This is a genomic window from Qipengyuania mesophila, assembly GCF_019711655.1.
GTDB lineage: Bacteria > Pseudomonadota > Alphaproteobacteria > Sphingomonadales > Sphingomonadaceae > Qipengyuania > Qipengyuania mesophila.
Genome location: NZ_JAIGNU010000001.1, coordinates 405786 through 431899, shown reverse-complemented (window position 1 = coordinate 431899; position 26114 = coordinate 405786). Strand labels below are relative to the sequence as shown.

At 66.4% G+C, this 26114-nt stretch carries 27 protein-coding genes; 18 read left to right on the top strand and 9 right to left on the bottom strand.

Annotation, left to right across the window (positions count from 1 at the left end):
- The first annotated feature begins 36 nt into the window (after positions 1–36).
- The 4 genes from K3181_RS02160 to K3181_RS02145 all read left to right on the top strand — a co-directional run bounded on the left by K3181_RS02160 (position 37) and on the right by K3181_RS02145 (position 3673).
- On the top strand, positions 37–1347 hold the full coding sequence (locus K3181_RS02160; RefSeq protein WP_221600369.1) for a serine hydrolase domain-containing protein: 1311 nt from the start codon (positions 37–39) through the stop codon (positions 1345–1347).
- A gap of 78 nt (positions 1348–1425) precedes the next feature.
- The gene (gene nudC / locus K3181_RS02155; protein ID WP_247714950.1) at positions 1426–2208 is read left to right on the top strand and encodes an NAD(+) diphosphatase; all 783 of its coding nucleotides are present in this window, start codon (positions 1426–1428) and stop codon (positions 2206–2208) included.
- Entirely contained in the window at positions 2205–2888 is a 684-nt protein-coding gene (locus K3181_RS02150; protein WP_221600367.1) for a DsbA family oxidoreductase, read from the top strand. The genes nudC and K3181_RS02150 overlap by 4 nt, the downstream gene beginning before the upstream one ends.
- Entirely contained in the window at positions 2885–3673 is a 789-nt protein-coding gene (locus K3181_RS02145; protein WP_221600366.1) for an SDR family NAD(P)-dependent oxidoreductase, read from the top strand. Before K3181_RS02150 ends, K3181_RS02145 begins: the two co-directional genes overlap by 4 nt.
- Here the strand turns inward: K3181_RS02145 and K3181_RS02140 are convergent.
- Together K3181_RS02140 and mgtE are read right to left on the bottom strand one after the other, a co-directional pair.
- Positions 3670–4059 carry a DUF1489 family protein gene (locus tag K3181_RS02140; protein ID WP_221600365.1) on the bottom strand — a complete coding sequence of 130 codons (390 nt, stop codon included), beginning with the start codon at positions 4057–4059 and terminating at the stop codon, positions 3670–3672. The genes K3181_RS02145 and K3181_RS02140 overlap by 4 nt on opposite strands.
- A 311-nt stretch (positions 4060–4370) precedes the next feature.
- A complete protein-coding gene (gene mgtE / locus K3181_RS02135; RefSeq protein ID WP_221600364.1) occupies positions 4371–5819 on the bottom strand; it encodes a magnesium transporter in 1449 nt (482 codons plus the stop codon).
- A 114-nt stretch (positions 5820–5933) separates the two neighbouring features.
- On the opposite strand from mgtE, the gene K3181_RS02130 reads away from it, so the two are divergent.
- The 7 genes from K3181_RS02130 to K3181_RS02100 all read left to right on the top strand — a co-directional run bounded on the left by K3181_RS02130 (position 5934) and on the right by K3181_RS02100 (position 11577).
- A complete protein-coding gene (locus K3181_RS02130; RefSeq protein WP_221600362.1) occupies positions 5934–6395 on the top strand; it encodes a peptidylprolyl isomerase in 462 nt (153 codons plus the stop codon).
- Complete coding sequence (locus K3181_RS02125; protein WP_221600360.1) at positions 6395–6646, top strand: hypothetical protein; 252 nt, start codon at positions 6395–6397, stop codon at positions 6644–6646. Before K3181_RS02130 ends, K3181_RS02125 begins: the two co-directional genes overlap by 1 nt.
- Before the next feature lie 22 nt (positions 6647–6668).
- Positions 6669–8009: a tRNA (N6-isopentenyl adenosine(37)-C2)-methylthiotransferase MiaB gene (gene miaB / locus K3181_RS02120; protein WP_221600358.1), complete on the top strand. Its 1341-nt coding sequence runs from the start codon at positions 6669–6671 to the stop codon at positions 8007–8009.
- A 154-nt stretch (positions 8010–8163) separates the two neighbouring features.
- The gene (locus K3181_RS02115; RefSeq protein ID WP_247714834.1) at positions 8164–9195 is read left to right on the top strand and encodes a PhoH family protein; all 1032 of its coding nucleotides are present in this window, start codon (positions 8164–8166) and stop codon (positions 9193–9195) included.
- Position 9196: 1 nt separating this feature from the next.
- Positions 9197–9685, top strand: coding sequence for an rRNA maturation RNase YbeY (gene ybeY / locus K3181_RS02110; protein WP_221600356.1), 489 nt, complete (start codon positions 9197–9199; stop codon positions 9683–9685).
- A gap of 21 nt (positions 9686–9706) precedes the next feature.
- Positions 9707–10624 carry a hemolysin family protein gene (locus K3181_RS02105; RefSeq protein WP_221600354.1) on the top strand — a complete coding sequence of 306 codons (918 nt, stop codon included), beginning with the start codon at positions 9707–9709 and terminating at the stop codon, positions 10622–10624.
- Between the two features lie 68 nt (positions 10625–10692).
- Positions 10693–11577 (top strand): LysR substrate-binding domain-containing protein, encoded by an 885-nt coding sequence (locus K3181_RS02100; RefSeq protein ID WP_221600352.1) that lies wholly within the window; start codon positions 10693–10695, stop codon positions 11575–11577.
- Here K3181_RS02100 and K3181_RS02095 read toward each other — a convergent pair.
- From K3181_RS02095 to K3181_RS02065, 7 genes are all read right to left on the bottom strand, one after another.
- Positions 11574–12479, bottom strand: coding sequence for a lysophospholipid acyltransferase family protein (locus tag K3181_RS02095; protein WP_221600350.1), 906 nt, complete (start codon positions 12477–12479; stop codon positions 11574–11576). The two genes, K3181_RS02100 and K3181_RS02095, sit on opposite strands and share 4 nt — an antisense overlap.
- A complete protein-coding gene (locus K3181_RS02090) occupies positions 12451–12873 on the bottom strand; it encodes a Fur family transcriptional regulator (protein WP_050600369.1) in 423 nt (140 codons plus the stop codon). The genes K3181_RS02095 and K3181_RS02090 overlap by 29 nt, the downstream gene beginning before the upstream one ends.
- A 75-nt stretch (positions 12874–12948) precedes the next feature.
- Entirely contained in the window at positions 12949–13389 is a 441-nt protein-coding gene (locus K3181_RS02085; RefSeq protein ID WP_221600348.1) for a Ros/MucR family transcriptional regulator, read from the bottom strand.
- Positions 13390–13506: 117 nt separating this feature from the next.
- Complete coding sequence (locus K3181_RS02080; RefSeq protein WP_247714833.1) at positions 13507–13959, bottom strand: GNAT family N-acetyltransferase; 453 nt, start codon at positions 13957–13959, stop codon at positions 13507–13509.
- Positions 13956–14567, bottom strand: coding sequence for a tRNA (adenosine(37)-N6)-threonylcarbamoyltransferase complex dimerization subunit type 1 TsaB (gene tsaB / locus K3181_RS02075; RefSeq protein WP_221600346.1), 612 nt, complete (start codon positions 14565–14567; stop codon positions 13956–13958). The genes K3181_RS02080 and tsaB overlap by 4 nt, the downstream gene beginning before the upstream one ends.
- 36 nt (positions 14568–14603) lie before the next feature.
- On the bottom strand, positions 14604–15212 hold the full coding sequence (locus K3181_RS02070) for a malonic semialdehyde reductase (RefSeq protein WP_221600344.1): 609 nt from the start codon (positions 15210–15212) through the stop codon (positions 14604–14606).
- 28 nt (positions 15213–15240) lie between these two features.
- A complete protein-coding gene (locus K3181_RS02065) occupies positions 15241–15822 on the bottom strand; it encodes a NifU family protein (protein ID WP_221600342.1) in 582 nt (193 codons plus the stop codon).
- 100 nt (positions 15823–15922) lie between these two features.
- Between K3181_RS02065 and K3181_RS02060 the strand changes: the two genes are divergently transcribed.
- From K3181_RS02060 to K3181_RS02030, 7 genes are all read left to right on the top strand, one after another.
- Complete coding sequence (locus K3181_RS02060) at positions 15923–18859, top strand: M16 family metallopeptidase (protein ID WP_221600340.1); 2937 nt, start codon at positions 15923–15925, stop codon at positions 18857–18859.
- A gap of 122 nt (positions 18860–18981) precedes the next feature.
- Complete coding sequence (locus tag K3181_RS02055) at positions 18982–20355, top strand: class II 3-deoxy-7-phosphoheptulonate synthase (RefSeq protein WP_221600339.1); 1374 nt, start codon at positions 18982–18984, stop codon at positions 20353–20355.
- Positions 20356–20550: 195 nt separating this feature from the next.
- Positions 20551–21804: an ergothioneine biosynthesis protein EgtB gene (gene egtB / locus K3181_RS02050; RefSeq protein WP_221600337.1), complete on the top strand. Its 1254-nt coding sequence runs from the start codon at positions 20551–20553 to the stop codon at positions 21802–21804.
- Positions 21804–22802, top strand: a complete 999-nt coding sequence (gene egtD, locus K3181_RS02045) for an L-histidine N(alpha)-methyltransferase (protein ID WP_221600335.1) — start codon at positions 21804–21806, stop codon at positions 22800–22802. Before egtB ends, egtD begins: the two co-directional genes overlap by 1 nt.
- Before the next feature lie 53 nt (positions 22803–22855).
- Positions 22856–23515, top strand: coding sequence for a retropepsin-like aspartic protease family protein (locus K3181_RS02040; RefSeq protein ID WP_221600333.1), 660 nt, complete (start codon positions 22856–22858; stop codon positions 23513–23515).
- A 45-nt stretch (positions 23516–23560) separates the two neighbouring features.
- Positions 23561–24304, top strand: a complete 744-nt coding sequence (gene otsB, locus K3181_RS02035; protein WP_221600331.1) for a trehalose-phosphatase — start codon at positions 23561–23563, stop codon at positions 24302–24304.
- Positions 24301–26088 carry a glycoside hydrolase family 15 protein gene (locus tag K3181_RS02030; RefSeq protein WP_221600329.1) on the top strand — a complete coding sequence of 596 codons (1788 nt, stop codon included), beginning with the start codon at positions 24301–24303 and terminating at the stop codon, positions 26086–26088. Before otsB ends, K3181_RS02030 begins: the two co-directional genes overlap by 4 nt.
- Positions 26089–26114 lie beyond the last annotated feature (26 nt).

The following is a 26114-nucleotide window of genomic DNA, read 5'->3' as shown; positions in this document are numbered from 1 at the left end:
AAAAACCCCGCCAATCGCAAATCCGGAGAGACGAGAATGGCCTATCGCGAGTTCGACACCCCGCAGATGTCCCGCCGCGCGCTGCTGCGCGGGGGTGCCTGGCTCACCGCCGGGGCGGCGCTGGCGGGCCACCCGATGGGGCGCATGGCCTTCGCCCAGGGGACACCGGCAGGCTGGACCAATGTCCGCAGCATGGTCGACAAATACGTCTCCGAGCGCAAGGTCGCCAACATGGTCGCCACGCTCGGCTGGGGCCAGCGCGATCCGCTGACCATCGCCGAGGGGACGCTGGCACTTGGCGGCACCGCGCAGGCCGATGCCGACAGCCTCTATCGCGTCTATTCGATGACCAAGCCGATCACCGGCATGGCCGCGATGATGCTGATCGACGAGGGCAAGCTCGGGCTCGACCAGCCGATTGCCGATCTGATCCCGGCCTATTCGAAGATGATGGTGCAGAAGACCTATGACGGGTCGATCACCGATCTCGTCCCGGCCGAGCGCCCGATAACCGTGCGCATGCTGATGACGCATACCGCGGGGCTCGGCTACGGCATCGTCCAGAAGGGTCCGATCCAGAAGCTCTATGAAGAGCAGGGCCTGATCCCAGGTCAGGTCAGTCGCCTGCCGATCCCCGGGCTCGGCCGCGCGGTGGCGGTCCAGGGCCTCGACGTGTTTGCCGAGCGTCTCGCCAGGGCGCCGCTCGTGCTTCAGCCGGGCACCAAGTGGAGCTATTCGGTCGGGCTCGACCTGCTCGGCCGCGTGATCGAGGTCGCCAGCGGGCAGAAGTTCGACGCTTTCCTCAAGCAGCGCATCTTCGAACCTGCGGGGATGACCAGCACCTTCTTCACCGTTCCGCAAAATGCGGTCGATCGTTTCACCACCAATTACGGCATCGCCAATGGCGTGCCGCTGCCGATCGACCCGGCCAAGGCCTCGATCTATCTCGACGTGCCACCCTTCCCGATGGGCGGGGCCGGGCTCGTCTCGAGCCCGCGCGACTACGACCGCTTCCTGCGCATGCTGCTCGGCTACGGCAAGATCGACGGCAAGCGCGTGATGGGCGAACTGGCGGTGCGCGTCGGCACCTCGAACCTGCTGCCCGAGACCGCCACCACCCAGGGCACCTGGGTCGAAGGGCAGGGCTTCGGCGCCGGCGGCCGCGTGACCGACGGCGCCTATGGCTGGGGCGGCGCGGCGGGCACGGTCGCCTTCGTCAATTTCAAGGCCGGCCTGCGCGCCAATCTGATGACGCAATACATGCCGTCCGAGGCCTATCCGATCCACGAGGCCTTCCCCCAGGCGGTGGTGGCCGATCTCGCCGCGATGCAGGGAGCGAAGAGCTAAGCGGTGCTCTCCTTTACCGGCTCGCGCCTCGATCGCGCCGACCACGTCCGGGCCGATCCCGAGCGGCTGGCCGGCTACATGAACTGGAAGGCGCGGCTGCTCGCGCTTGACGGGCTGATGCCCGCGCTCGACGACGAGGGGCGGCTCGCCTGGGGCACGCTCGCCGATGCCGCCGAGGATGCCGAACTGTGCTTCCTCGGGCTCGACGAAGGGAAAGCCTGCTTCGCCGCGGTCCCGCCACGCGGCGATGCCAGCCCGCGCATGGCCAACCCGCAGCTATGGTCGCTGATGGCCACGCTGAAGCCCGACGACCTCGCGCTCTACGGCGGTGCGCGCAGCCTTGTCGACTGGCACGCGCGGCACCGCTTCTGCGCGCAATGCGGGGGTGACACAAAGCTCGCCAAGGGCGGCTGGCAGCGCGACTGCACCGCCTGCGGCGCGAGCCATTTCCCGCGCACCGACCCGGTCACGATCATGCTGGTCGAGCATGAAGGGCGGCTGATGCTGGGGCGCGGTCTCGGCTGGCCCGAGGGCCGCTTCTCCGCGCTCGCCGGCTTCGTCGAACCGGGCGAGAGCATCGAGGAGGCAGTCGCCCGCGAAGTGCTCGAGGAAGCGGGCGTGGTCGTGCGCGACGTCACCTATGTCGCGAGCCAGCCCTGGCCTTTCCCGAGTCAGCTGATGATCGGCTGCCACTCGCATGCCGACAGCGACGATCTGACGATCGACGAGACCGAAATGGCCGAGGTGGTCTTCTACACGCGCGCAGAGGTCGAGAGCGCGCTCGCGGGCGAGGGTCCCTTCGTCGCCCCGCCGCCGCATGCTATAGCGCATCACCTGATGCAGTGGTGGGTGAAGACATGAGCGAACCGAGAACCTTGCGGATCGACATCTGGTCCGACGTCATGTGCCCGTGGTGCCTGGTCGGCTGGGGCAATCTGCAGAAGGGCCTCGAACAGCTCGAGGGCGAGATCGAGGCGGACATCCGCTGGCACGCCTTCGAACTCAATCCCGACATGCCGCGCGAGGGCGAGGAGAGCACCGCGCATATCGCGCGCAAATACGGCTCGACCCCCGAACAGTCGAAGGCGGTGCAGGGCCGCATGCGCGAAGCCGCGCAGGGTGCCGGTGTCTCGCTCGATTACGAGGGGCCCGCGCCCGAGCCGCAGCGCTGGATGTGGAACACCTTCAAGGCGCACAAGCTGCTGACCTGGGCGGGCGAGACTTTCGGGCCCGAGAAGCAGACCGAGCTCAAGCTCGCGCTGTTCCGGGCGCATTTCAACCTCCGGCGGGAGATCGACGACGAGGGTGTGCTGCTCGACGTGGCGGCGGGCGTCGGCCTCGACCGCGGGGAAGCCGAAGCCGCGCTGGCGAGCGAGGAATGGGCGCACAAGGTCCGCACCGAGGAGCGCGCCGCCTGGGACCTCAACATCACGGGCGTCCCCGCGATGGTGGTCGAACACAAATTCATGATCCCCGGCGCGCAGCCACCCGAAGCCTATGCCACCGCGCTGCGGCGGGTGGCGGAGAAAGTGCCCGCGTGAGCGAGTGGCTGCCCGCGAGTGCCGTCATCACCGGCGGCGCCTCGGGTATCGGCCTCGCCATCGCGAAGCTGCTCGCGGGCCGCGGCGTCCGCGTCATGCTGGCGGACCTGCCCGGAGAGAGGCTCGATCAAGCGGTAGCCTCAATCGAGGGTGCGCTGGCGCAGCCCTGCGACGTCGCCGAGCCGGGCCAGGTCGAAGCGCTCGCCGATGCGGCTTTCGAGCGGCTCGGCACGGTCGAACTGCTGCTCAACAATGCCGGGGTCGGCGCGCCGCGCGGCCGCTTGTGGGAGGTCGATCCCGCCGAAGCGCGCCGCCATTTCGACATCAATTTCTGGGGCGCCTGGCACGGCTGCCGCGCCTTCGCACCGCGCATGATCGCGCAGGACCTTCCGGGCGCGATCTACAATACCGGAAGTGAAAACAGCCTCTTCTGCGCGGTTCCTCACACCGCCGCCTATATTGCGGCGAAGCACGCAGTGCTCGGCATGACCGAAAGCCTGCGCGAAGACCTGCCCGAACACATCCACGCCGGGCTGGTCATCCCCGGCTGGGTCTTCACCCCGCTGGGCGATCCCGCAGTCATGCGCCACGGCATGGATGTCGACGAATACGCCGCGATCGTCGTCCCGCAACTCCTCGCCCGCAGGCGTTTCGTCGTCAGCCACCGGAGCAACCTCAAGCGCATCGACGAGCGCATCGAGGCGCTGCACGAAAGCTATGCCGCCTATGGCGTCGACGACGACATGGACGTGCGCGACGTGATCGCCCGCCTGCGCGGCGGCTAGATAAGCCCGAGCCGTTCGAGCTTGCCCGCCAGCTTGCCGGGCAGGGCGTCGCCGATGTCCTCGCCCTCGGCGAGATCGCGCGGCGGATCGCCCTTGAGATAGCGCCAGCCCTGGTGCGCACGCTTGGGGCGCGGGTGGACGCGGATCAGCTCGGGCTTGAGGTCGATCGACCAGCGCCCGTCCTTCGTCTCGCTGAAACCGATGATCTCGCTTCGCGCGACGATGGCGTGCTGGTGGATCCAGTAGAGCGAGCCGCCGATGCACTGCTCCCACTTGGTCGGGCGATAGCGCGTGGTGAGATTGGGGCTGCGCCGCTGCGCGTACCAGCTTTCGATATCGCCATAGCTTTGCGCGCCGAAGGCGATCTTGGTCAGATTGAGCGGCATGGGGGTGATGTAGAGGATACTTGCGAAACCTCAACTCCAGCGTCACCCCGGCCTCCGAGCCGGGGTCGGGGCTGGCTATGGGATCCCGGACCGCTGGCGAAGAAGAAGCACCGCCCCGGATCAGGTCCGGGGCGACGGGAGAGGGGTGGGAAAATCACCGCTTTCCTACATTGGACCGTCGGTGGCAGGATGCACCGATGCACGCATCTCTGCCCTTCCAAACCCCGCATTTCCGCGGCTTTGCGGTGCATTTTCAGCCCGCAGGTTTTTCCGCATTGGACCGTGTAACACCCGGTCCATGTCGTAGGAAATCAGCCGACGATCCCGCTCGCCACCGCGAGCCCGAGAAAGGCGAAGAAGCCCATCGAATCGGTGATCATCGTGACGAAGACCGAGGAGGCCACCGCCGGGTCCTGCCCGAGCCGGTCGAAGCCCACCGGCACCAGCACCCCGGCCGATCCGGCGATCGCCACGTTGATGACCATGGCCAGCGCGATCACCCCGCCCAGCTGCGGGGTGAAGATCAGCGCGGTGGCGATGCCTACCAGCGTCGCCACGGTCGCGCCGTTGAGCAGCGCGACGCGCATCTCGCGCCACAATATGCGCCGCGTGTTGCTGCGGGTCAGCTGGTTGGTGGCGATCGCGCGCACGGTCACCGCCATGGTCTGCGTGCCGGCATTGCCGCCGATGCTGGCGACGATCGGCATCAGCACGGCGAGCGCGACCAATTGCTCGATCGCGGCGCCGAACATGGCGATGATCAGCGAGGCGACCAGCGCGGTGCCGAGATTGGCGACCAGCCAGCGCACGCGCGCCGAATAGGCCTCGCGGATCGGCTCGTTGATGTCGCCGTCGCCCGCACCGCTCATCAGCAGCGCGTCCTCGCCGGCCTCTTCGGAGATGATGTGGACGACGTCGTCGACCGTCATCTGGCCGACCAGCCGCTCGTTCTCGTCGACCACGGCGGCGCTGATGAGATTGTACTTCTGGAACATCAGGCCGACCTCTTCCTGGTCGAGCGTGACGGGGATCAGCGTCTGGTCGCGCTTCATCACGTCGGCCAGCGGGATCGCCCGCGGCGCGCGCATGATCCAGCTCAGCGCGCAGGTACCGACCGGGTGGTGCTTCTCGTCGACCACGAAGATCTCGTAGAATTCGTCGGGCAGGTCGCTGCTGTCGCGAAGGTAGTCGATGAGATCGCCGACGGTCAGGTGCTCGGGCACCGCCACCAGCTCGCGGCTCATCAGGCGCCCGGCGGTTTCCTCGGGATAGGCGAGGGCGGACTGGATCGCGATCCGGTCCTCGAGCTCGATCTCGGCGAGCACGGCGCGCTGGTCGGCCTCGTCGAGGTCCTCGATCAGCTGGACCGCGTCGTCGGTCTCGAGCTGCTCGACGATCTGCGCCACCGCCTCGGCGGGCAGCGCCTCCATCATGTCCTCGCGGACGTGGTCGTTGAGCTCGGCGATCACCTCGCCGCTCATCAGATCGGTGATCGAGGCGGCGAGGACCGCACGGTCCTCCTTGTCCATCAGCTCGATGAGGTCGGCGATGTCGGCCGGGTGCAGCGGTTCGACGAGGTCGTAGACCGCCTGTGCGTCCTCGTCCTCGAGCGCATCGGCCACGGCGCGGACGAACTCGGGCTTGAGGTTGTTCTCCTCGTCCATCCGCTCGTCGTCGATGCGGTCGTCGGGACGGCCTTCCTCCACCGACGGTTCCGCCAGCATGACGTCGTCTTCGTGGAGGGGCGTCTCGTCGACCATGCGAGCGGTCTAGGCAGGGCGGCGCATAAAGCAAGCAACAGGTGTCACTCGGCTGGTGACTCCGCGGCCACAATCCCTATGTAGGCGCCAATCGAATTACAGGAGAAACGATCCATGGCCGACAAGCTGACCTTCACCCTCGATACCGGCGACGGCGAAAACAAGGACGTGGTGATCAAGCTGCGCCCCGACCTCGCGCCGGGCCATGTCGAGCGGATCACCACGCTCGCCAACGAAGGCTTTTACGACGGCGTGGTGTTCCATCGCGTGATCCCCGGCTTCATGGCGCAGGGCGGCGATCCGACCGGCACCGGCATGGGCGGCAGCGAAAAGCCCGACCTCAAGGCCGAATTCAACAGCGAACCGCACACCCGCGGCACCTGCTCGATGGCCCGCACACAGGTGCCCGACAGCGCCAACAGCCAGTTCTTCATCTGCTTCGACGACGCCGAGTTCCTCGACGGCCAGTACACCGTCTGGGGCCAGGTCGAGAGCGGCATGGAACATGTCGACGCGCTGCCCAAGGGCGAACCCCCGCGCGAGCCGGGCAAGATCGTCAAGGCGACAGTTGGGTAATGAGCAGGGTGGCATCGATTTGGATCGGTGCTGCCCTTTTACCTTTGGCGTTCTATACGATCGTCTATTGGTCCGTGGCTCTACTGCAGGGGGCACATCCGAAGATCGAGGCCGAAGGCGGCTCGCTGTCCTTCTTTCTCAACGTAGTAGCCATGCTCTGGCCGATTTGGATGGGGTGGCTGGCGTTCGTGGTGATCGCGTTTCTCGCGCTTCGCTGGAGAAGGTCACGAGTGTTTGAAGAATCCGAGTGATCCCGCTAAAGCGCCCCCTCCCATGAAACCGACCACCTCCCCCAGAACCTACCGGGTCAAGAGCTTCGGCTGCCAGATGAACGTCTATGACGGCGAGCGCATGGCCGAGATGCTCGGCGCGCGCGGCATCGTGCCTGCGGCGGAAGGCGAGGATGCCGACCTCGTCGTGCTCAACACCTGCCACATCCGCGAGAAGGCGGCGGAGAAGGTCTATTCGGACATCGGCCGGCTGACCAAGGGCAAGACGCAGGACAAGGCGCCGATGATCGCGGTCGCCGGCTGCGTCGCCCAGGCCGAGGGCGAGGAGATCATGGCGCGCGCCCCGGCGGTCAGCATGGTCGTCGGCCCGCAGGCCTATCACCGTCTGCCCGAGATGCTCGACAAGGCGGTGCAGGGCGAACGCTCGACCGATACCGACATGCCCGCGATCGCCAAGTTCGCCGCGCTGCCCGAGCGCCGCAAGATCGGCCCGACCGCCTTCCTCACCGTGCAGGAAGGCTGCGACAAGTTCTGCACCTATTGCGTGGTGCCTTATACGCGCGGCGCCGAAATCTCGCGCCCCTACGGCGACCTGGTGACCGAAGCGCGCAAGCTGGTCGAAGCCGGCGCTAAGGAGATCACGCTGCTCGGTCAGAACGTCTCGGCGTGGAGCGGCGAGAACGACAAAGGACACAGCGTCGGCCTCGCGGGCCTGATCCGCGACCTCGCGCAAGTCGATGGCCTCGCGCGCATCCGCTACACCACCAGCCACCCGGCCGATATGGACAACGAGCTGATCGCCGCGCATGGCGAGATCGACAAGCTGATGCCCTTCCTCCATCTGCCGGTGCAGGCGGGCAGCGACCGCGTGCTCAAGGCGATGAACCGCAGCCACACGGTCGACAGCTACCTCCGCCTGCTCGAACGCTTCCGCGCCGCGCGGCCCGACCTTGCGATGAGCGGCGACTTCATCGTCGGCTTCCCCGGCGAGACCGATGCCGAGTTCGAAGAGACGCTGAAGCTCGTCGATGCCGTCGGCTATGCGCAGGCCTTCAGCTTCAAGTATTCGCCGCGCCCCGGCACGCCCGCCGCGACGATGGACGGGCAGGTCGCGAAAGAGGTCATGGACGAGCGCCTCCAGCGCCTCCAGGCCGCGCTCAATCGCGACCAGCTCGCCTTCAACGAGGCGAGCGTTGGGCGCACCTGCGAGGTCCTCGTCGAGCGCAAGGGCAAGCATCCCGGCCAGTGGCTCGGCAAGACCCCCTGGCTGCAGAGCGCCTGGTTCGAAGGCGATGTGGCGATCGGCGACCTGGTGCAGGTCGAGCTGGTCGAGGCGGGTCCCAATTCGCTCGCCGGGCACCTGCGCGAGACGGTGGCGGCGTAGCTCTGGCCCGACCGGGCTATTCGCTTGGCCTTTCAAGGCGCTGCGCGCGGCGTCCAGCGTTACGATCGAGTGACTATCCACCGCCTTCGCGTGGTCGCCAGCTTGCCTAGCGCGGGATGAAGCCTACATTCCGAGTCGGACAGGAAAGGAGCATATGGCTCGCAAACCCGCACCGAAGGCCGCACAGTCCTTCACCCCGCCGCCGTCCCCGCAGCGCGAAGTGCGCCGCGCACAGGTCGATCTCAGCTTCGACAACCAGAGCCTGCTCGGCGCGCTCTTCGGCCAGTTCGATGCCAATCTCGTCCAGGTCGAAAACCGCCTCGGCGTGTTCATCGCGGCGCGCGGCAACGAGCTGCATATCGAGGGTCCCGAAGACAGCGTCGCCCGCGCGCGCGACGTCCTCAAGGCGATGTACGACAAGCTCGCCATCGGGCAGGATCTCGACCAGGGCGCGATCGAGGCGCTGATCTCCATGTCCGACGAGCCGACGCTCGACGGGATCGTCGATGCCGAGCCCAAGGGCCCGCCGATCATGATCCGCACGCGGCGCAAGACTATCGTGCCGCGCAGCGCGATGCAGGCGATCTACATGCGCAGCCTGGTGCGCGACGACATCATCTTCGCGCTCGGCCCGGCGGGGACGGGCAAGACCTATCTCGCCGTGGCACAGGCGGTTGCGCAGCTGATCAACGGCAGCGTGCAGCGACTCATCCTCAGCCGCCCGGCGGTCGAGGCGGGCGAGAAGCTCGGCTTCCTGCCCGGCGACATGAAGGAGAAGGTCGATCCTTACCTGCGGCCGCTCTACGACGCGCTCTACGACTGCATGCCGCCCGAACAGGTCGAGCGGCGGTTGGCCTCGGGCGAGATCGAGATCGCGCCGATCGCCTTCATGCGCGGGCGCACGCTGGCCGATGCCTTCGTCATCCTCGACGAGGCGCAGAACACCACGCGCGAGCAGATGAAGATGTTCCTCACCCGCTTCGGCCAGAACAGCCGGATGGTCGTGTGCGGCGATCCGCGGCAGGTCGACATTCCCGGCGGCGACGGCATGAGCGGGCTCGCCGATGCGGTCGGCAAGCTCGAGGGCGTCGAGGGCTTCGGCACGATCCGCTTCACCGCCGCGGACGTGGTGCGCCACCCGATCGTGGGCCGCATCGTGGAGGCCTACGAGGGGCCGACCGCCTGAAGTGGAACTCGACATTGCCATTGATGGCTGGCCGGACGGCACCGATTGGGACCGGCTGGCGGAACAGGCACACGAGGCAACGGCGCAGGTCGAACCCGCGCTCGCCAACCCGCGCCTGACCGCTTCGCTGCTGTTCACCAGCGACGAGGAGGTTCACGTCCTCAACCGGGAATGGCGCGGCAAGGACAAGCCGACCAATGTGCTGTCCTTCCCGATGCTCGAGCGCGAGGACCTGCTTGCCCTGGGGCCTGAGGGACCGCCCGAAATGCTCGGCGACCTCGCGCTGGCCTATAGCACCTGCGCGCGGGAAGCGGAGGAGAAGGGCGCGAGCCTCGCCGATCACGCCACGCATCTGATCGTCCACGGCCTGCTCCATCTCGCCGGCCACGATCATGTCGATTCGGACGAGCAGGCCGAGGCGATGGAAGCGCTCGAAATCGCAGCGCTTGCAAAACTGGGCATCGCCGACCCATATGGGGATCGCAACTGACTGGAGTGCATTGTTAGGGCCATGCCCGATTCGTCATCACCCGCAGGAGATGCGGAGAGTAGCAGCGGGCTGATGCTCGCGATCCGGAAATTCTTCGACCCCGATTACGGCGAACGCTCGCTGCGTGCGCAGCTGGAAGAGGCGATCGACGAGCACGAGGGCGAGAACGGCGACGATGCGCCCAGCAATGGTGCGACCGGCGACCTCTCGCTGGTCGAGCGCCAGATGCTGCGCAATTTGCTGCACTTCTCCGAGCATGATGCCGACGACGTCGCCGTGCCGCGCGGCGAGATCATCGCGATCGACGCCAAGGCCAGCTGGGACGAGCTGGTCGAGACCTTCGCCGAACACGGCCATTCGCGCATGCCGGTCTATCGTGACCAGCTCGACGACGTGATCGGCATGATCCACATCAAGGACGTCTTCACCATCCTCGCGCGGGGCGAGACGCCGCCGGGGGACTGGACCGTGCTGATGCGCCAGCCGCTCTATGTCCCGCAGACGCGCAATGCGCTCGACGTGCTCGCCGACATGCGCGCGCAGCGCATGCATCTGGCGGTGGTGGTCGACGAATTTTCGGGCACCGACGGACTCATCACGATCGAGGATTTGGTCGAGGAGATCGTCGGCGAGATCGAGGACGAGCACGACGAAACGCCCGAGGAATGGATCGTCGATATCGGCGAGGGCATGTGGGACTGCGACGCCCGCGCCGAGCTCGACGATGTCGCCGAACATGTCTCGCCCGCGCTCGCCGAGGTCGAGGAATCGGTCGATACGCTGGGCGGGCTCGCCTTCGTCCTGGCCGAACAGGTGCCCGCGGTCGGGAGGGTGCTCGAACACCCGAGCGGCTGGCGGATAGAGGTCACCGATGCCGACGAGACGCACGTCAAGCGCCTGCGTCTCCATGCACCCGAGGAGAATGCAACGGCGGCATGACGTCAGTTGCAGATTTTCGCACATTCATGCTCGACAGGCGGCCTTTGCGTCCATAGCGTGCAACCCACATGGCGACCCGGCGACTTCCCCCCCTGCGGGCCCTCGAGGCCTTCGTTCGCACCGTAAGGCTCGGCTCGGCGAGGGCCGCGGCCGACGAACTCGGACTCAGCCCTTCGGCGCTGTCGCGGCGGATCGGCAATCTCGAGGAATTCGTCGGCAAGAAGCTGTTCACCCGCGCGCGCCAGGCGATGCAGCTGACCGATGACGGGCACGCCTTCTACGAGGCGGTCAATCCGCAGCTAGAGGCGCTGGCGCGGGCGGTCGAAAGCCAGTCGGAAAACCTTTCGGTGCTGCGCCTCCATCTGGGCGTCCTGCCGCTGTTCGGCACGCAGCGCCTGTTCCCAAAGCTCGGCGATCTGCGCGAACGCCATCCGCTGCTGCATATCGACATCGACACCGGCGCGCATCTCGAGGACCGCGTGGGCGACGTGCTCGACGCCGCGATCATCCTTTCGCGCGGGCCCTCGCGCGGGCTCCATGCCGTGCGGCTCGACTACAACAAGGTCCATGCCATCTGCAGCCGCGAGCTGGCCGACAAGCTCGGGGCCGAACCCGATGCGGAGAAGCTCGCGCGGCAGACCTTCCTCATTCACAACGAATTGTCCGAGAGCTTCACCGCCTGGCGTGCGGAGATCGGCCTGCCCGAGCTCGAGCCGGCGGCGATCGACCATTTCGATTCGGGACAGCTGATGCTCGAAGCGGCGGCGCAGGGGCTGGGCATCGCCATCATGCATGACGATCACATGCGCCGTGCCGCCGATGGCCGGCTGGCGACGCTGTTCAACGTCGAGGTCGAAAGCCCCTACAGCTATTGGTTCGTGTGCAAGCCGACCGCGCTCGAGGAGCGCCCGGTGCGGCTGTTCCACGACTGGCTGGTGAAGGCCGGGCTCTAGTCCGCAGCGGGGCCGGCTGTTTTCGGCCGGTAGCGCACTGCCTCGACGACATGCGCGAAATCGCGCAGCGGCGTGCCGAGATTGGTGACCAGTTGGGCCTCGATTTCCTCCCGCGCCTTGGCCGCAATTGCTTTGCGTCCGCGATATTCGACCGGGCTGAAGGGTTCGAGATAATAGAGCGTGAGCGGAAAGCTGCCCTTGCGCGCCATGACCCGCATGGCGTTGTGCAGCCCGCTCTCCTCGCCCACCCAGGCGATCTCCTCCGAATTCTCGCCATAGTCGAGCACCACCGGCTGGACCATGACCCCGGGCGGCGGCGGGTCGAGCACCGAGAGCATCGAGCTCTTGAACGGCAGCAGCGAGCGACCGTCGGTCACCGTGCCTTCGGGGAACACCGTTACCGACCAGTTGTCGGCCAGGGCTTCCTTCAGCGCGTTGATCTGTTCGGCCACGCCCATGCGGTTCTCGCGCTTGACGAAGACGGTGCGGTTCAGCCCGCAGAGCCAGCCGATCACGGGGACCTCTGCCAGTTCCTGCTTGGCGACGAAGGCGGTTCCGCTGGCACCCGCCATGCTGAGGATATCGACCCAGCTGATGTGGTTGGCGACGAAGAACACGTCGCGCCGCAGCGGTGTTCCGACGACCTTCAGTCGCGCACCGACGATCCAGGCCGTGTAGCGCAGGAACAGCATCGGGAAGGGTGAGCCGTAGGCGAAGACGCGGTAGAGATAATGGAGCGGGACGAACACCAGCAGCAGGGCCAGGATCCCGAACGTGCGCAGGATGAAACGCACCCAGCCGATCGCGCTCAGCGGGACTTTCTCGCCCCGCGCCGCGGCCAGCCGCCGCGCGGTATATTTCGCGAGCCGGCGCTCAGCCTTCGCGGTCGAGGCGGACGCCATAGAGTTCCAGCCGGTGATCGACAAGGCGATAGCCGAGCTTGGCGGCGATCTGCTTCTGCAGCGCTTCGATTTCGGGGTCGACGAATTCGACCACCTTGCCCGTCTCGACATCGATCAGATGGTCGTGATGCGCCTCGGGCGCAGCTTCATAGCGCGCGCGCCCGTCACCGAAATCGTGCCGGTCGAGAATGCCGGCCTCTTCGAACAGGCGGACGGTGCGATAGACGGTCGCAATCGAAATGCCCGAATCGATCTTGTTGGCCCGCTCGTGCAGCAGTTCGACATCGGGGTGATCGTCGCTTTCCGACAGGACTCGCGCAATCACGCGGCGCTGCTCGGTAATGCGCAGGCCCTTGTCGGCGCAGAGCTGCTCGAGGTCGATCTTCTGGTGCAATGTGGGTTCCCGCATGAAAAACGCCCCGTACCCTTATCGGGCCGGGGCGTCTTCCTCAAGGCGAACCGAAGGGCTTTAGGCAGCCTTCTTGTTGCGCCCCCGCTTTTGGCCGGGCTTGCGACCGAGGCCGATCTTCACCGCGAGGTCGCGGCGGGTTGCGGCATAGTCGGGCGCGACCATCGGATAGTCGGCCGAAAGATTCCAGCGTGCGCGATATTCGTCGGGGGTCAAATCATGCTCGGTCGACAGGTGCCGCTTGAGCATCTTCATCTTCTTGCCGCAGTCGAGGCAGACGAGATGGTCTTTCTTGACCGAAGAACGGATCGAAACAGCCGGGTCGGGGACTTCCTCCGCAGCGCCGCCAGCGGCGCCCAGACCCGAAAGAGCCGAATAGACGTTCGAAATCAGGGTCGGGACCTCGCTTACGTCCACACTGTTGTTGCTCACATGCGCAGCGACGATGTCCGAGGTCAGCGTGATTAGCGTCTCGGTCATGTCGGTATCGAAATCTTCCATTATTTGCCCTTTTGAATTGAGGGAGATCACTCGCGATGCGACCCGCTCTAGGCGCCATTGTATAAAATCGACAAGAAAATGCAACGCGGGTTATTACGGACTATTTCTGTCGCATTCTTACAACTTTCGCGCGAAGGTAATGGCATCGAGAAAGCATCCGTCGAGCGTTCGATAGTAGTCCTTGCGTCGCCCGATGGGCTCGAAACCGCAGCTGCGATACAGGCTCTCGGCGGGGTTGTTCGCCCGCATTTCCAAGAAGATACGCTCAGCTTCCGCAGCCCGGGCAAGGTCGGCGAAGCGCTCGATCAACAGGCGGCCGATCCCGCGGCCGCGACGGTCCGGACGGACTCCGATCAGCAGCAGTTCCTCCTCGCCGGGCGCCCGCCGGGCAAGAATGAACCCTGCCGCTTCTTTGCCGTCAGACAAGTCGCCGCCGGCGTCATCGACGAGGATGGCGTAGGTATGCGGCATGGCCAGCGAATTGGCGACCTGCTGGCGAGTCCAGGCCTCGCGCCAGTGCGGGTCGAAGGCGACTTCCATGACCGCCATCAGCTGGTCGAGCTCGCTCATCGCACCGGCGGTCTCGCGTCGGGAGGGCGACCGTAGAGCGGGGCAAGGCCGGTGCCCAGAAGGCTGTCGGGGAGAGCCAGCGCATGGCGGGCGTCGGGGAGGCGGGTCGGGGCTGCGGGCGCCTGCGCGATGTCTCCGAGTTCTTCCGCCTTCGACCCCGCCAGAAGCCCGTCTGCACCGCGCTGCGCCGCGGCTTCGGGCGCGAGCGATGCGACCTCGTCGGCAGGCAGACCGTCGGCGCCGAAGTCCTGCACGAACCATTCGCCATGCCCCCCGGTCATGCACACGGTGACCGGCGCATTGTTCTTGCCCCGCGCCATCGCGGCTACCAGCGCAAGCGTGGGGTAGCCTAGCACCTCCGCCTGCCACGCGATCCCCAGCGCGCGCGCCACCGCGAGGCCGATCCGCACCCCGGTGAAGCTTCCCGGTCCGAGCGAGACGCGAATCTGCTCTGCACGGCCCTTGCCGGGCAATTCGGCGATCATCGGTACGAGCCGTTCGGCATGGCCGCGGCCGAGCACTTCATGGCGTGCGTCGAGCAGCACGCCGTCCTCGAACAGTGCGACCGAACAGGCCTCGGTAGCAGTTTCTATCGCCAGGATACGCATTAGGGCGCACTGCCCCAGCCGGGGCGCGGCTGCAAGTCAGGCGATGCGGTTGAAGCGGTCGAAATCGGGACGCGGACTGCGTTCGAAAATGCTCTTCGGATCGCCATAGCCGATGGAGCAGATGAAATTGCTCTTGTGCTTGGGTTCGTCGCCGAAAAAGGCCTCGTCGACCGCTGCGTTGTCGAAGCCGGACATCGGCCCGCAGTCGAGGCCCAGAGCGCGCGCGGCAAGCATAAGATAGGCGCCCTGAAGCGAGGAATTGCGGAAAGCCCCTTGCTTGCGGCCTTCCTGGTCGCCTTCGAACCAGCTCTTCGCGTCGGTGTGCGGGAACAGCCAGGGCAGTTCGTCGTGGAAATCGATGTCGTAGCCGATGATCGCGGTAACCGGCGCGGTGAGGATCTTCTCGCGGTTGCCTTCCATCGCCAGCGAAGCGAGCTTCTCTTTGGCTTCTTCCGATTTCACCCAGACGATCCGCGCCGGCTGCATATTAGCCGAGGTCGGACCCATCTTCATCAGTTCGTAGATCGCGTGGACCTGCTCGTCGCTCACGGGCTTGGCGAGCCAGCCATTGTAGCTGCGCGCTTCGCGGAAGATCTGGTCGAGCGCATCGGCGGACAGCGACCTGTCGTGAAACTGCTTGGTCATGAAAAATCCCGGTCTTGAAAACGGAGGGTCAGGCGGCGCGGACTTCAACGACCTCGGGGACGTAATGTTTCAGCAGCCCTTCGATTCCATGCTTCAGGGTCGCGGTGGAAGAGGGGCAGCCCGAACAGGCCCCCTGCATCTGGAGGTGGACGACGCCATCGCGAAAACCGCGATACTGGATATCGCCGCCGTCGCCGGCAACCGCCGGTCGGACGCGGGTTTCGAGCAGTTCGTTGATCTGTGCGATGATGTCGGCGTCTTCCTCGCGTTCCTCGACCGCCATTCCCTCGTCTTCGGGGGGAACCGAGATGCCGCCGGCCGAACCGGGTGCGAACAGCGGTGCCTGCGACACGAAATGGTCGAGCAGGATCGCCAGGACCTGGGGCTTGAGGTCGGTCCAGCTGACGCCCGGGGCCGCGGTGACGGTCACGAAATCGCCGCCGAAGAAGACGTTCTCGACTTCGCCCGTGTCGAAGATCGCCTGTGCCAGAGGGCTGGCCTCGGCGGCTTCCGGGGTGGCGAATTCGCGCGTGCCCTGAGCCATGACCTGTTGGCCGGGCATGAATTTGAGGCTCGCGGGGTTGGGCGTGGTTTCGGTCTCGATGAACATGCTGGCGATGTAGGGAGCGCGGGAACCATGGGCAAGGAAGGAACGCTTGTCCTGCGAACATTCACCTAGCCTTCACTCATTGCCCGCCTATATGCTCCCCATGACCAAATTCCCGCGCGCCATCAGGCGTCTCGCGCTCGTCCTCCCCGCCGCGCTGCTGGCACCGCAGCTCCTGCTTGCGCAGGAACCGGCCGCACCCACCCCGCAGCATCTCACTCCCGAAGGCGGGACGCCGTGGATCTACGAGGGCAGCGACGTCCCGCGCGATGCGGAATGGATCTTCGGCACGCTGCCAAACGGCGTGCGCTACGCGGTGCGCAAGAACGGCGTTCCGCCCGACCAGGTATCGGTTCGCGTGCGCGTCGATGCGGGTTCGCTGTATGAAGAGGAATCCGAGCGCGGCTATGCCCACCTGCTCGAACACCTGCTGTTCCGCGAAAGCAAGTATCTCGGTCCCGCCGAGGCGATCCCGACCTGGCAGCGGCTGGGGGCGACCTTCGGCAGCGATACCAATGCCGAAACCAGCCCGACGCAGACGGTTTTCAAGCTCGACCTGCCCAATATCGACTCGGCCAAGCTCGCCGAGAGCATGAAGCTGCTGTCGGGCATGGTCCGCAGTCCGGTGCTGAGCGATGCCAACGTCAAGGCGGAAGTGCCGATCGTGATGGCGGAGAAGCGCGAGCGCGCCGGCGCCGCCGAGCGTGCGGGTAATGCCAGCCGCGAAGTGCTGTTCGCCGGCCAGCGGCTGGCCGACCGCGTGCCGATCGGCACCGACGCCTCGCTCCAGGCGGCGACCGGGGCCAGCGTCGGCGCCTTCTACAGGCGCTGGTACCGCCCCGAAAACACAGTGGTGGTCGCTGCCGGCGACATCGACCCGATGCAGCTCGCTGCGGAAATCGAGAAATGGTTCGGTGACTGGAAGGGGCAGGGGCCGAAGACCCCGGCGCCCGATTTCGGCGACCCCGTCGCGCCTGCGGGGGCCGATCCGGCCAATCCGGTGGGCGAGGTCGGCGTGGTGGTCGAGCCCGACCTGCCGCGCTCGTTCAGCTATGCGGTGATGCGCCCCTGGCGGCCGGTGCAGGATACGATCGCCTATAACGAGGGCCTGCTGCGCGATGCCTTGGCGCAGGCGCTGATCAATCGCCGACTCGAATCGCGCGCGCGCGCCGGTGGCAGCTATCTCTATGCGCAGGTCGCGCAGGACGATGTCAGCCGTTCGGCCGACATGACCTTCGTCAATTTCGCGCCGCTGACCGGCGACTGGAAGGCCGCGCTCGACGACGTGCGCGGGGTGATCGCCGATGCGTTGGCGACGCCGCCCTCGCAGGAAGAGATCGATCGCGAGCTCGCCGAGTTCGAGATCGTCTTCAAGAGCCAGGTGGAACAGCAGCGCGTGCTGCCGGGCCCCCGGTTGGCCGACGATATCGTCAATGCCGTCGACATTCGCGAGGCGGTCGCCGCGCCCGACACCGTACTCAAGGTGTTCAATTCGATGCGCCAGACGGTGACGCCCGAAAAGGTGCTCGAACACACCCGCGCGCTGTTCTCCGGCGCCGTCATCCGCGCCGCCTATGTCACGCCCGAGGCGGGCGAGGCGAGCGAGGCGGCGATCCGCGATGCGCTGCGCGAGGACGTCGCCGCCGACGGCAATGCCCGCCTCGCCGCGCAGGCGATTTCCTTCGACGACCTCCCGCCGGTGGGGCCCCCGGGCGAGATCACCGCGCAGGGACCGATCGGCGTGCTCGACATCGAGCAGGTCGATTTCGCGAATGGCGTCAAGGCGATCCTGTGGGCGAACGATGCCGAACCCGGCCGAGTGGCGGTCAAGGTGCGCTTCGGCGCGGGCTATCGTGCGATCGAGCCCGACGACGCGGTCTATGCCAATCTCGGTTATGCCGCACTCATCGGCTCTGGCATCGGCGAACTCGACCAGGAACAGCTCGACCTGCTCTCCACCGGACGCAAGTTCGGCTTCGACTTCCAGGTCGGGGATGGCGCCTTCACCTTCTTCGCCCAGACGCGCGAGCAGGATCTCGAAGAGCAGCTCTATCTCTTCGCCGCCAAGCTGGCGATGCCGGGCTGGGATCCCAAGCCGGTGGTCCGCGCCAAGGCGGCGGGCAAGCTCGCCTATGAAAGCTATTCGGCAAATCCCGGCGGCATTCTCCAGCGCGATCTCGAATATCTGCTCAGCAATGACGATCCGCGCTTCCGCACTCCGACCCCCGAGATGTTCGATGCCGCGACGCCCGAGGGTTTCCGCCAGGTGTGGGAACCGCTGCTCAAGCAGGGGCCGGTCGAAGTGCTGGTGTTCGGCGAGTTCGACAAGGACGCGACAATCGAGACCCTGCGCCGCACCTTCGGCGCGCTGGCGCCGCGCGACGCGCCGCCCGAGGCGGTGCTCGACCGGGCCAGCGACTTTCCGCCAGCCGGCGAGACGGTCGTCCGCCGTCACCGCGGTGATGCAAACCAGGCGGCGGCGGTGATCGCCTGGCCGACTGGCGGCGGGGTCGAGGAGCTACGCGAATCGCGCCGTCTCGAAGTGCTCGCCTCGGTCTTCAACAACCGACTGATGGAGGCCATGCGCGAACATGCCGGGGCGAGCTATGCCCCCGTGGTCCGCTCCGACTGGCCGAGCGACGTGAAGGACGGTGGCAGGATCGCCGCGATGGCCCAGCTACGCCCCGAAGACGTGCCGGTGTTCTTCGCCGAGGCCGAGAAGATCGCCAAGGATCTCGCCACCACACCCGTGGGCGAGGACGAATACAACCGCGTGGTCGAACCACTGCGGCAGTATGTCAGCCGCGCGTCGACCGGCAACCTGTTCTGGCTCTACCAGCTCGAAGATGCGACGGTCGAACCGCGGCGGATCGCGCTGCTGCGCTACCTGCTGTCCGACTATACGCAGACCACGCCATCGGAGCTCCAGGTTCTGGCGCAGAAGTATTTCGGTGCCCGCGATGGCTGGCGACTGGCGGTGATTCCCGAGGGGCAGCAACTGGCGACTACGGTCCCCGAGGGCAACGCCACGGGCCGCTGACCCGGTCACTGCAATCGGGTTTTTAAGCTGGCCAAGCAAATGCTGCTTGCGACATGATGCCCGCTCGTCTGCTAGAGGCGGGCAATCAGGCGCCAATCCCGGCGCCGCAAACGGAAGAGACAATGGCGACCAATTGGGCACCCGATAGCTGGCAGGGATTCGAGGCACGGCACCTGCCGACCTATCCCGATGCTGCGGCTCTCGCGGATGCGACGGGCTCGCTCGAGACGCATCCCCCGCTGGTATTCGCGGGCGAGGCGCGCGCGCTCAAGGCCGATCTCGCCGAAGTGGCGGAGGGCCGCGCCTTCCTGTTGCAGGGCGGCGACTGCGCCGAAAGCTTCGCCGAATTCCACCCCAACAATATCCGCGACACCTTCCGCGTGCTGCTGCAGATGGCGGTGGTGATGACCTTCGCCAGCAAGAAGCCGGTGGTGAAGGTCGGCCGCATGGCGGGCCAGTTCGCCAAGCCGCGCAGTTCGGACACCGAGACGCAGGGGTCGGTGACGCTGCCGAGCTATTTCGGCGACAACATCAACGGCATCGAGTTCGAGGAAGCGGCGCGGACCAACGATCCGCAGCGCATGGTGCGCGCCTATTCGCAGGCAGCGGCCACGCTCAACCTGCTGCGCGCCTTCGCGACGGGCGGCTACGCCAATCTGCGCCAGGTCCACCAGTGGACGCTCGATTTCATGGGCCGCAGCCCGTGGGCCGACAAGTTCTCCGACATCGCCGACCGGATCGGCGAGGCGCTCGACTTCATGGAAGCCTGCGGGGTCGATCCGCAGGTCCTGCCGCAGCTGCAGCGCACCAGCTTCTACACCAGCCACGAGGCGCTGCTGCTGCCTTACGAGCAGGCGCTGACCCGCCGCGACAGCCTGACCGGCGATTGGTACGATTGCTCCGCGCATATGGTGTGGATCGGCGACCGCACCCGCTTCGAAGGCAGCGCGCATGTCGAATTCGCACGCGGTATCGGCAATCCGCTGGGTATGAAATGCGGGCCGAGCCTCGAGACCGATGCGATGCTCAAGCTGCTCGACACGCTCAACCCGGCGCGCGAGCCGGGGCGGATCACGCTGATCAGCCGCTTCGGCCACGACAAGGTCGAGGAGGGCCTGCCGCGCCTCGTCCGCGCGGTGAAGGCCGAGGGGCATCCGGTGGTGTGGAGCTGCGACCCGATGCACGGCAATGTCGTGAAATCCGAAAGCGGCTACAAGACGCGCCCGTTCGACCGTATCCTGTCCGAAGTGAAGGGCTTCTTCGCGGTTCACCGCGCCGAAGGCACGCATCCGGGCGGCATCCATGTCGAGATGACCGGGCAGGACGTGACCGAATGCGTCGGCGGCGCGGTGGCGATCACCGACGATGCGCTCAAGGACCGCTATCACACGCATTGCGATCCGCGGCTCAACGCGGCGCAGTCGCTCGAACTCGCCTTCCTCATCGCCGAAATGCTCAACGAGGAGCAGGGTCTGCGGCAGGCCGACGCGGCCTGATCGAAGCGCCATGGCAGGGACGCCGTGCCCTGCCACGAGGAACCTGCGTGCGGCCCCGGCATTGGTCCGAGGAATGCGAAACACACGCTTGTTCGGACACGCCTTTTCGACCCCGGCCTTTAAACGGTCACGGATTTGCGCCATGGTGGGCCGTGGTTGCCATGTCCCGGCGACCGCTATGAAGGGGGGATGGCGATGACCCGCGCCCAGCCCGAATCCCGACTGACGACAGGCCACTCGCTGGCAGCACGCTACCTTGCCGTCCGTGGCCTGAGCGAGGCGCTGGTAGCGCCGCTCAGCGAGGCCGACGCGACCCTGCAGTCGATGGAGGATGCGAGCCCCGCCAAGTGGCATCTCGCGCATACCACTTGGTTCTGGGAGACCTTCCTGCTGCGCGACCACCGCGAGGATTACCGGCTCTATGACGAGAGCTGGCCCTTCGTCTTCAATTCCTATTACGAGACCGAAGGCGAGCGCATCGCGCGCTTTTCGCGCGGCATGCTGTCGCGGCCGACGCTTGCGGAAATCCTCGAATGGCGCGCGCATGTCGACGAGGCGATGGCCCCGCTGTTCGCACGCGACGACCTCGCGCCGCTGATCGAGCTCGGCCTCAGCCACGAGCAGCAGCACCAGGAGCTCCTGCTGACCGATATCAAGCATGCGCTGTTCCAGAACCCGCTCGGCGTGGCCATGTGGGATACGGCACCCGAGACGGCGGGGGCCGGCGAGGAGGGCTGGTACAGCCATCCCGGCGGGATCGCGCGGATCGGCCATCAGGCGAGCGGCTTTGCCTTCGACAACGAAGGGCCCGCGCACCGCGTGCTGCTCGAACCCTTCGCGCTGGCTTCGCGCCTCATCACCAACCGCGAGTGGGATGCCTTCATCGCCGACGGCGGATACGACACCGCCACGCTGTGGCTCTCCGACGGTTGGGCCTGGGTGCGCGAGAACACGATCCGCGCACCGCTCTATTGGCGCGAGGGGGAGCATTTCACCCATATCGGCTGGCAGGACCGCGATCCGGACGCGCCGGTCGCGCACATTTCCTATTACGAGGCCGATGCCTTCGCCACCTGGGCGGGTAACCGTCTGCCCACCGAATTCGAATGGGAAGCCATAGCCCGCGGCCAGGAAGGGGAGGCACCGGCGCATGATCCGCATGGCGGCAACCAGCTCGACGGTGCAGCGCCGCCGCTGCCCCGAGGCAGCGAGGGGCTGTTCGGCGATTGCTGGCAGTTCACCCGCTCGGCCTATCTGCCCTATCCGCGCTTCCGGCCCGCCGCTGGCGCGGTGGGAGAATACAATGGCAAGTTCATGAGCGGGCAGTTCGTGCTCAAGGGCGCGAGCTGCGCGACGCCGCGCGGTCATTCGCGCCCGAGCTACCGCAATTTCTTCTACCCCCACCAGCGCTGGCAATTCACCGGCCTCCGGCTGGCAAAGGACCTGTAATGAAACGTGACAGCGGAATAGCCCTGGTCGATCGCGACGAGGACGGCGTCGACCGCGCCTTTCGCGCCGACGTCCTCAAAGGCCTACGCCAGCGTCAGAAGGCCATACCCGCGCGCTGGTTTTACGACGAAGAGGGATCGCGCCTGTTCGAGGCGATCACCCAGCTCGAAGAATATTACCCGACCCGCGCCGAGACCGAGATCCTCGAGGCGCGCGGCAAGGAATTCGCCGAGCTCATCGGGCCGGGGAGGGCGGTGGTCGAATTCGGCTCGGGCAGTTCGGTCAAGACCCCGCTGCTGCTCCGCGCGATCGACCCGGCCGCCTATGTCCCGCTCGACATCTCGGGCGATTTCCTGCGCGAGAGCGCAGCCGGGCTGGCGGAGAAATTCCCCGGCCTGCCGGTCCATCCGGTCGAAGCCGATTTCATGCGTCGCGTGACGCTTCCCGAGGAGGTCGAACCGCTCAAGAAGCTCGGCTTCTTCCCCGGCTCGACGATCGGCAACATGGTCCCGCGCACCGCGGTCGACCTGCTGCGCTCGATGCGCGCGACGCTCGGTGCGGACGAGGGCGAAAGCCCGCTGCTGCTGATCGGCATGGACCTGGTCAAGGACCGCGCGGTGCTCGAGGCGGCCTATGACGATGCCGAAGGCGTCACGGCGGCCTTCAACCACAATCTGGTGACCCGCATCAATCGCGAACTCGACGGCACCATGCCCGAAGGCGCGCTCGAACACAGCGCGATGTGGAACGATGCGCTGGCGCGGATCGAAATGCACCTGGTCGCCACGCGCGATATCGTCTTCGAGGTTTCGGGCGAGCGCTTCGCCATGCGCAAGGGCGAGACGATCCATACCGAGAACAGTCACAAGTTCACCCGCCGCAGCGCCAATCTGCTGCTGCTTGCAGGGGGCTGGACGCCCGAAAAGCGCTGGCTCGACCCGGACGAGAGATTCTCGGTGATCCTCGCCCGTGCGACCGAGCAGCGCGAGGCGCCCTGACGCCCTGCGGCGAATTCATGGACGCGTCAGTGCCGCGATCCTATATGGTCAGCATGGAACTCGAGCCCGTTTTCAGCGCCGCAGCCGACACCTTGCGCGCGATCCCGCGCTCCGAGCTGCTCATGGCGGCGGTGGCCGCGATGGTGCTCGGCTGGATCGGCGCGATCGTTGCCCGGCGTTCGGCGCTGGGCGGCGTCCTCCGCACGGCCAGCTCGCTCGCGCTCGGCGTGATCCTGCTCACGGTCGTGCTCCAGCTCTCGCGCTTCGACCCACGCTTCGATGTCGCGGTGCCGCAGATCGGCCTCCCCGAGCAGCTGGTCGAGGGCGGCGAGACGCGCATCCCGCTGTCTGCCGACGGCCATTTCTGGGTCCGCGCCGAGGTCAATGGCGTGCCCGGCAATTTCATGATCGACACCGGCGCGACGCTGACCGCGATCTCCGCGCCGCTCGCCGAACGCGCCGGGCTCGAACCCCGCCGCGGCGGCATCCCGATCATGCTCGGGACCGCAAACGGTACGGTGCAGGCCTTTGTCACCACGGTCGACAGCCTGACCTTCGGCAATGTCAGCGCCACCGGAACCGATGCCGCGATCGCCGACAATTTCGGCGACTTCAACGTCATCGGCATGAACGTGCTCGCGCGTCTCGGCTCGTGGCGGGTGGAGGACAACACGCTCATTCTCGTCCCGCGCGCCGAGGATACGATTTCATAGCGCGGACCTTTGACGCGTCGTCGCGAAGCGCTAGGTCTGCGAGCGATGGATAGCCCGGCCCCGCTTCCACCCCCGCCGTCGCTGGCGCAGCTGCTCGACAGCGGGCCTACGGCGCTGTTTCTCGATTTCGACGGCACGCTGGTGGATATCGCACCGCGTCCCGGCGACATCCACGTCCCCGGACAGCTTCGCACGCGGCTCCATGATTTGCGTGACCGGCTCGAAGGCCGCCTTGCGCTGGTCAGCGGGCGGGCGCTCGACGACCTCCGGAACCACCTGGGCGATATCGCGATCTGCCGCGCGGGATCGCATGGCGCCTCGCGCTTTCTCGCAGACGGATCGCGGCTGGGCACCGAGCCGCGCGGGCTGTCGCCGGATTCGGTCGCCGAACTCAGGGCCTTCGCCGAGGAAAATGGGCTGTTCTATGAAACCAAAGCGCATGGCGGCGCGCTGCATTTTCGCGGCAATCCCGAGAAGCGCGATGCGACGCTGGCCTTCGCCGAGCGCTTCGCGGCCACGCGCGATCTGTGCGTCACCAGCGGCAAGGGCGTGGCCGAGCTGGTTCGCCCCGGCGCGACCAAGGCGGCGGCGGTCGAGGCCTTCATGCGGATCACGCCATTCTCGGGGGCGGCTCCGGTCTTCATCGGTGACGATGTGACCGACGAGGACGGCTTCGCAGGGGCGGAGGATTTCGGCGGTTTCGGCATCGCCGTCGGCGAGCGGCTGAGTGCGCGGGCACGATACCGGCTCGACTGCGTTGCTGCAGTGCACAACTGGTTGGAGATATGATGCAGGCGGATCTCGAGCTTTCCCCCATCGGCAATTGCCAGGTCAGCGCCCTGGTCGACCGCGAAGGCGGCTTCGTCTGGGGCTGCGTCCCCCGGGTCGATGGCGACCCCATTTTCTGCTCGCTGCTGAACGGCGATGTCCGCGACCGCGGCATCTGGCGCTTCGAACTCGACGGGCAGACGCGCACGAGCCAGCGCTACGAGCGCAACACCGCGATCCTCATCACCCGGCTCGAGAGCGCCGATGGGAGCGCGGTCGAGATCCACGATTTCGCTCCGCGCTTCGAGCGCTCGGGCCGGATGTACCGCCCCGTCGCCTACGCCCGCATCGTGCGCCCCGTGGCGGGCGCGCCGCGCATGCGCGTGGTACTGGCGCCGATGAAGGAATACGGGGGCAGCTTTGCCCCGACCACCAACGGCACCAATCACATCCGCTACCTGATCGGCCCGCAGGCGCTCCGCCTGTCGAGCGATGCGCCCATCGGCTATGTGCTCGAAGGCCGCAGCTACCGGGTCGAGAGCGACCAGCATTTCTTCCTCGGCCCCGACGAACCCTTCGTGGGCAATATCCGCAGCGAAGTGCGGCGGATGGAGGCGATGACCGCTCGCTATTGGCAGCACTGGGTGCGCGGGCTGCATATCCCGCTCGAATGGCAGGAAGAGGTCATCCGCGCTGCGATCGCGCTCAAGCTGTGCCAGCACGAGGAAACCGGCGCGATCGTCGCCGCGTTGACGACCTCGATCCCCGAAGCGGCGAACAGCCAGCGCAATTGGGACTATCGCTACTGCTGGATCCGCGACAGCTATTACACGGTGCAGGCGCTCAACCGGCTCGGTGCGCTCGACGTGCTCGAAAAGTACCTCGCCTATTTGCGCAACATCGTCGACCAGGCGCGCGGGGGGCAGATCCAGCCGCTCTATTCGGTGATGGGCGCCGACGAGCTGCACGAATACGAGGCCGGCCATCTCGCCGGCTATCGCGGCATGGGGCCGGTGCGTGTGGGAAATGCCGCCTACAAGCAGTTGCAGTACGACTGCTACGGCCAGATCGTCCTGCCGACCGCACAAGCCTTCTTCGACACCCGCCTGCTGCGGATGGCGGACGAGACCGATTTCGCGCATCTCGAGGAGGTGGGCGAGGCGGCCTGGGCCAAACACGACAAGCCCGATGCCGGATTGTGGGAATTTCGTACGCGGCAGGAAGTCCATACCTATTCGGCGGTGATGTGCTGGGCAGCCTGCGACCGACTCGCCAATGTCGCGACGCGGCTGGGGAAGGACGACCGCGTGCTCTATTGGAAGAAGCGCGCCGAGGCGATCCGCGCGACGATCGAGACCAAGGCCTGGAAGGAGGACGGCGAGCATTACGGCGCCAGCTTCGAGAACGGCTATCTCGACGCCAGCCTGCTGCAGATGGTCGAACTACGCTACCTCAAGCCCGACGACGAGCGCTTCCTCAAGACCTTCGCGGCCATCGAGCGCGACCTGCGCCGTGGGGACCACATGCTCCGCTATGCCGCCGAGGATGATTTCGGCGCCCCCGAAACCGCCTTCAACGTCTGCACCTTCTGGCTGATCGAGGCGCTCGGACTGGTCGGGCGCAAGCAGGAGGCGCGCACGATCTTCGAAGCCATGCTCAGCCACACGACCCAGTCTGGCCTGCTGAGCGAGGATCTCGACTACGAGTCCAACGAGCTGTGGGGGAACTTCCCCCAGACCTACTCGCTGGTAGGTATAATCAATTGTGCCGGCCTTCTGAGCAAACCCTGGAGCGAAGTCCGCTGACTTCTGACCCCCGCCTTGTCGTTATT

Excerpts from the sequence above, each read along its gene's own strand:
- K3181_RS02160 (WP_221600369.1), top strand. The coding sequence starts at position 37 with ATGGCCTATCGCGAGTTCGACACCCCGCAGATGTCCCGCCGCGCGCTG.
- K3181_RS02140 (WP_221600365.1), bottom strand. The coding sequence starts at position 4,059 with ATGCCGCTCAATCTGACCAAGATCGCCTTCGGCGCGCAAAGCTATGGC.
- K3181_RS02085 (WP_221600348.1), bottom strand. The coding sequence starts at position 13,389 with ATGGAAGATTTCGATACCGACATGACCGAGACGCTAATCACGCTGACC.
- K3181_RS02065 (WP_221600342.1), bottom strand. The coding sequence starts at position 15,822 with ATGTTCATCGAGACCGAAACCACGCCCAACCCCGCGAGCCTCAAATTC.
- K3181_RS02070 (WP_221600344.1), bottom strand. The coding sequence starts at position 15,212 with ATGACCAAGCAGTTTCACGACAGGTCGCTGTCCGCCGATGCGCTCGAC.
- nudC (WP_247714950.1), top strand. The coding sequence starts at position 1,426 with ATGAACTGGAAGGCGCGGCTGCTCGCGCTTGACGGGCTGATGCCCGCG.
- egtB (WP_221600337.1), top strand. The coding sequence starts at position 20,551 with ATGACCCGCGCCCAGCCCGAATCCCGACTGACGACAGGCCACTCGCTG.
- K3181_RS02030 (WP_221600329.1), top strand. The coding sequence starts at position 24,301 with ATGATGCAGGCGGATCTCGAGCTTTCCCCCATCGGCAATTGCCAGGTC.
- K3181_RS02105 (WP_221600354.1), top strand. The coding sequence starts at position 9,707 with ATGCCCGATTCGTCATCACCCGCAGGAGATGCGGAGAGTAGCAGCGGG.
- mgtE (WP_221600364.1), bottom strand. The coding sequence starts at position 5,819 with ATGGTCGACGAGACGCCCCTCCACGAAGACGACGTCATGCTGGCGGAA.
- K3181_RS02040 (WP_221600333.1), top strand. The coding sequence starts at position 22,856 with ATGGAACTCGAGCCCGTTTTCAGCGCCGCAGCCGACACCTTGCGCGCG.
- K3181_RS02080 (WP_247714833.1), bottom strand. The coding sequence starts at position 13,959 with ATGAGCGAGCTCGACCAGCTGATGGCGGTCATGGAAGTCGCCTTCGAC.
- egtD (WP_221600335.1), top strand. The coding sequence starts at position 21,804 with ATGAAACGTGACAGCGGAATAGCCCTGGTCGATCGCGACGAGGACGGC.
- K3181_RS02130 (WP_221600362.1), top strand. The coding sequence starts at position 5,934 with ATGGCCGACAAGCTGACCTTCACCCTCGATACCGGCGACGGCGAAAAC.
- K3181_RS02150 (WP_221600367.1), top strand. The coding sequence starts at position 2,205 with ATGAGCGAACCGAGAACCTTGCGGATCGACATCTGGTCCGACGTCATG.
- K3181_RS02060 (WP_221600340.1), top strand. The coding sequence starts at position 15,923 with ATGACCAAATTCCCGCGCGCCATCAGGCGTCTCGCGCTCGTCCTCCCC.
- miaB (WP_221600358.1), top strand. The coding sequence starts at position 6,669 with ATGAAACCGACCACCTCCCCCAGAACCTACCGGGTCAAGAGCTTCGGC.
- K3181_RS02100 (WP_221600352.1), top strand. The coding sequence starts at position 10,693 with ATGGCGACCCGGCGACTTCCCCCCCTGCGGGCCCTCGAGGCCTTCGTT.
- K3181_RS02095 (WP_221600350.1), bottom strand. The coding sequence starts at position 12,479 with ATGGCGTCCGCCTCGACCGCGAAGGCTGAGCGCCGGCTCGCGAAATAT.
- otsB (WP_221600331.1), top strand. The coding sequence starts at position 23,561 with ATGGATAGCCCGGCCCCGCTTCCACCCCCGCCGTCGCTGGCGCAGCTG.
- tsaB (WP_221600346.1), bottom strand. The coding sequence starts at position 14,567 with ATGCGTATCCTGGCGATAGAAACTGCTACCGAGGCCTGTTCGGTCGCA.
- K3181_RS02115 (WP_247714834.1), top strand. The coding sequence starts at position 8,164 with ATGGCTCGCAAACCCGCACCGAAGGCCGCACAGTCCTTCACCCCGCCG.
- K3181_RS02125 (WP_221600360.1), top strand. The coding sequence starts at position 6,395 with ATGAGCAGGGTGGCATCGATTTGGATCGGTGCTGCCCTTTTACCTTTG.
- K3181_RS02055 (WP_221600339.1), top strand. The coding sequence starts at position 18,982 with ATGGCGACCAATTGGGCACCCGATAGCTGGCAGGGATTCGAGGCACGG.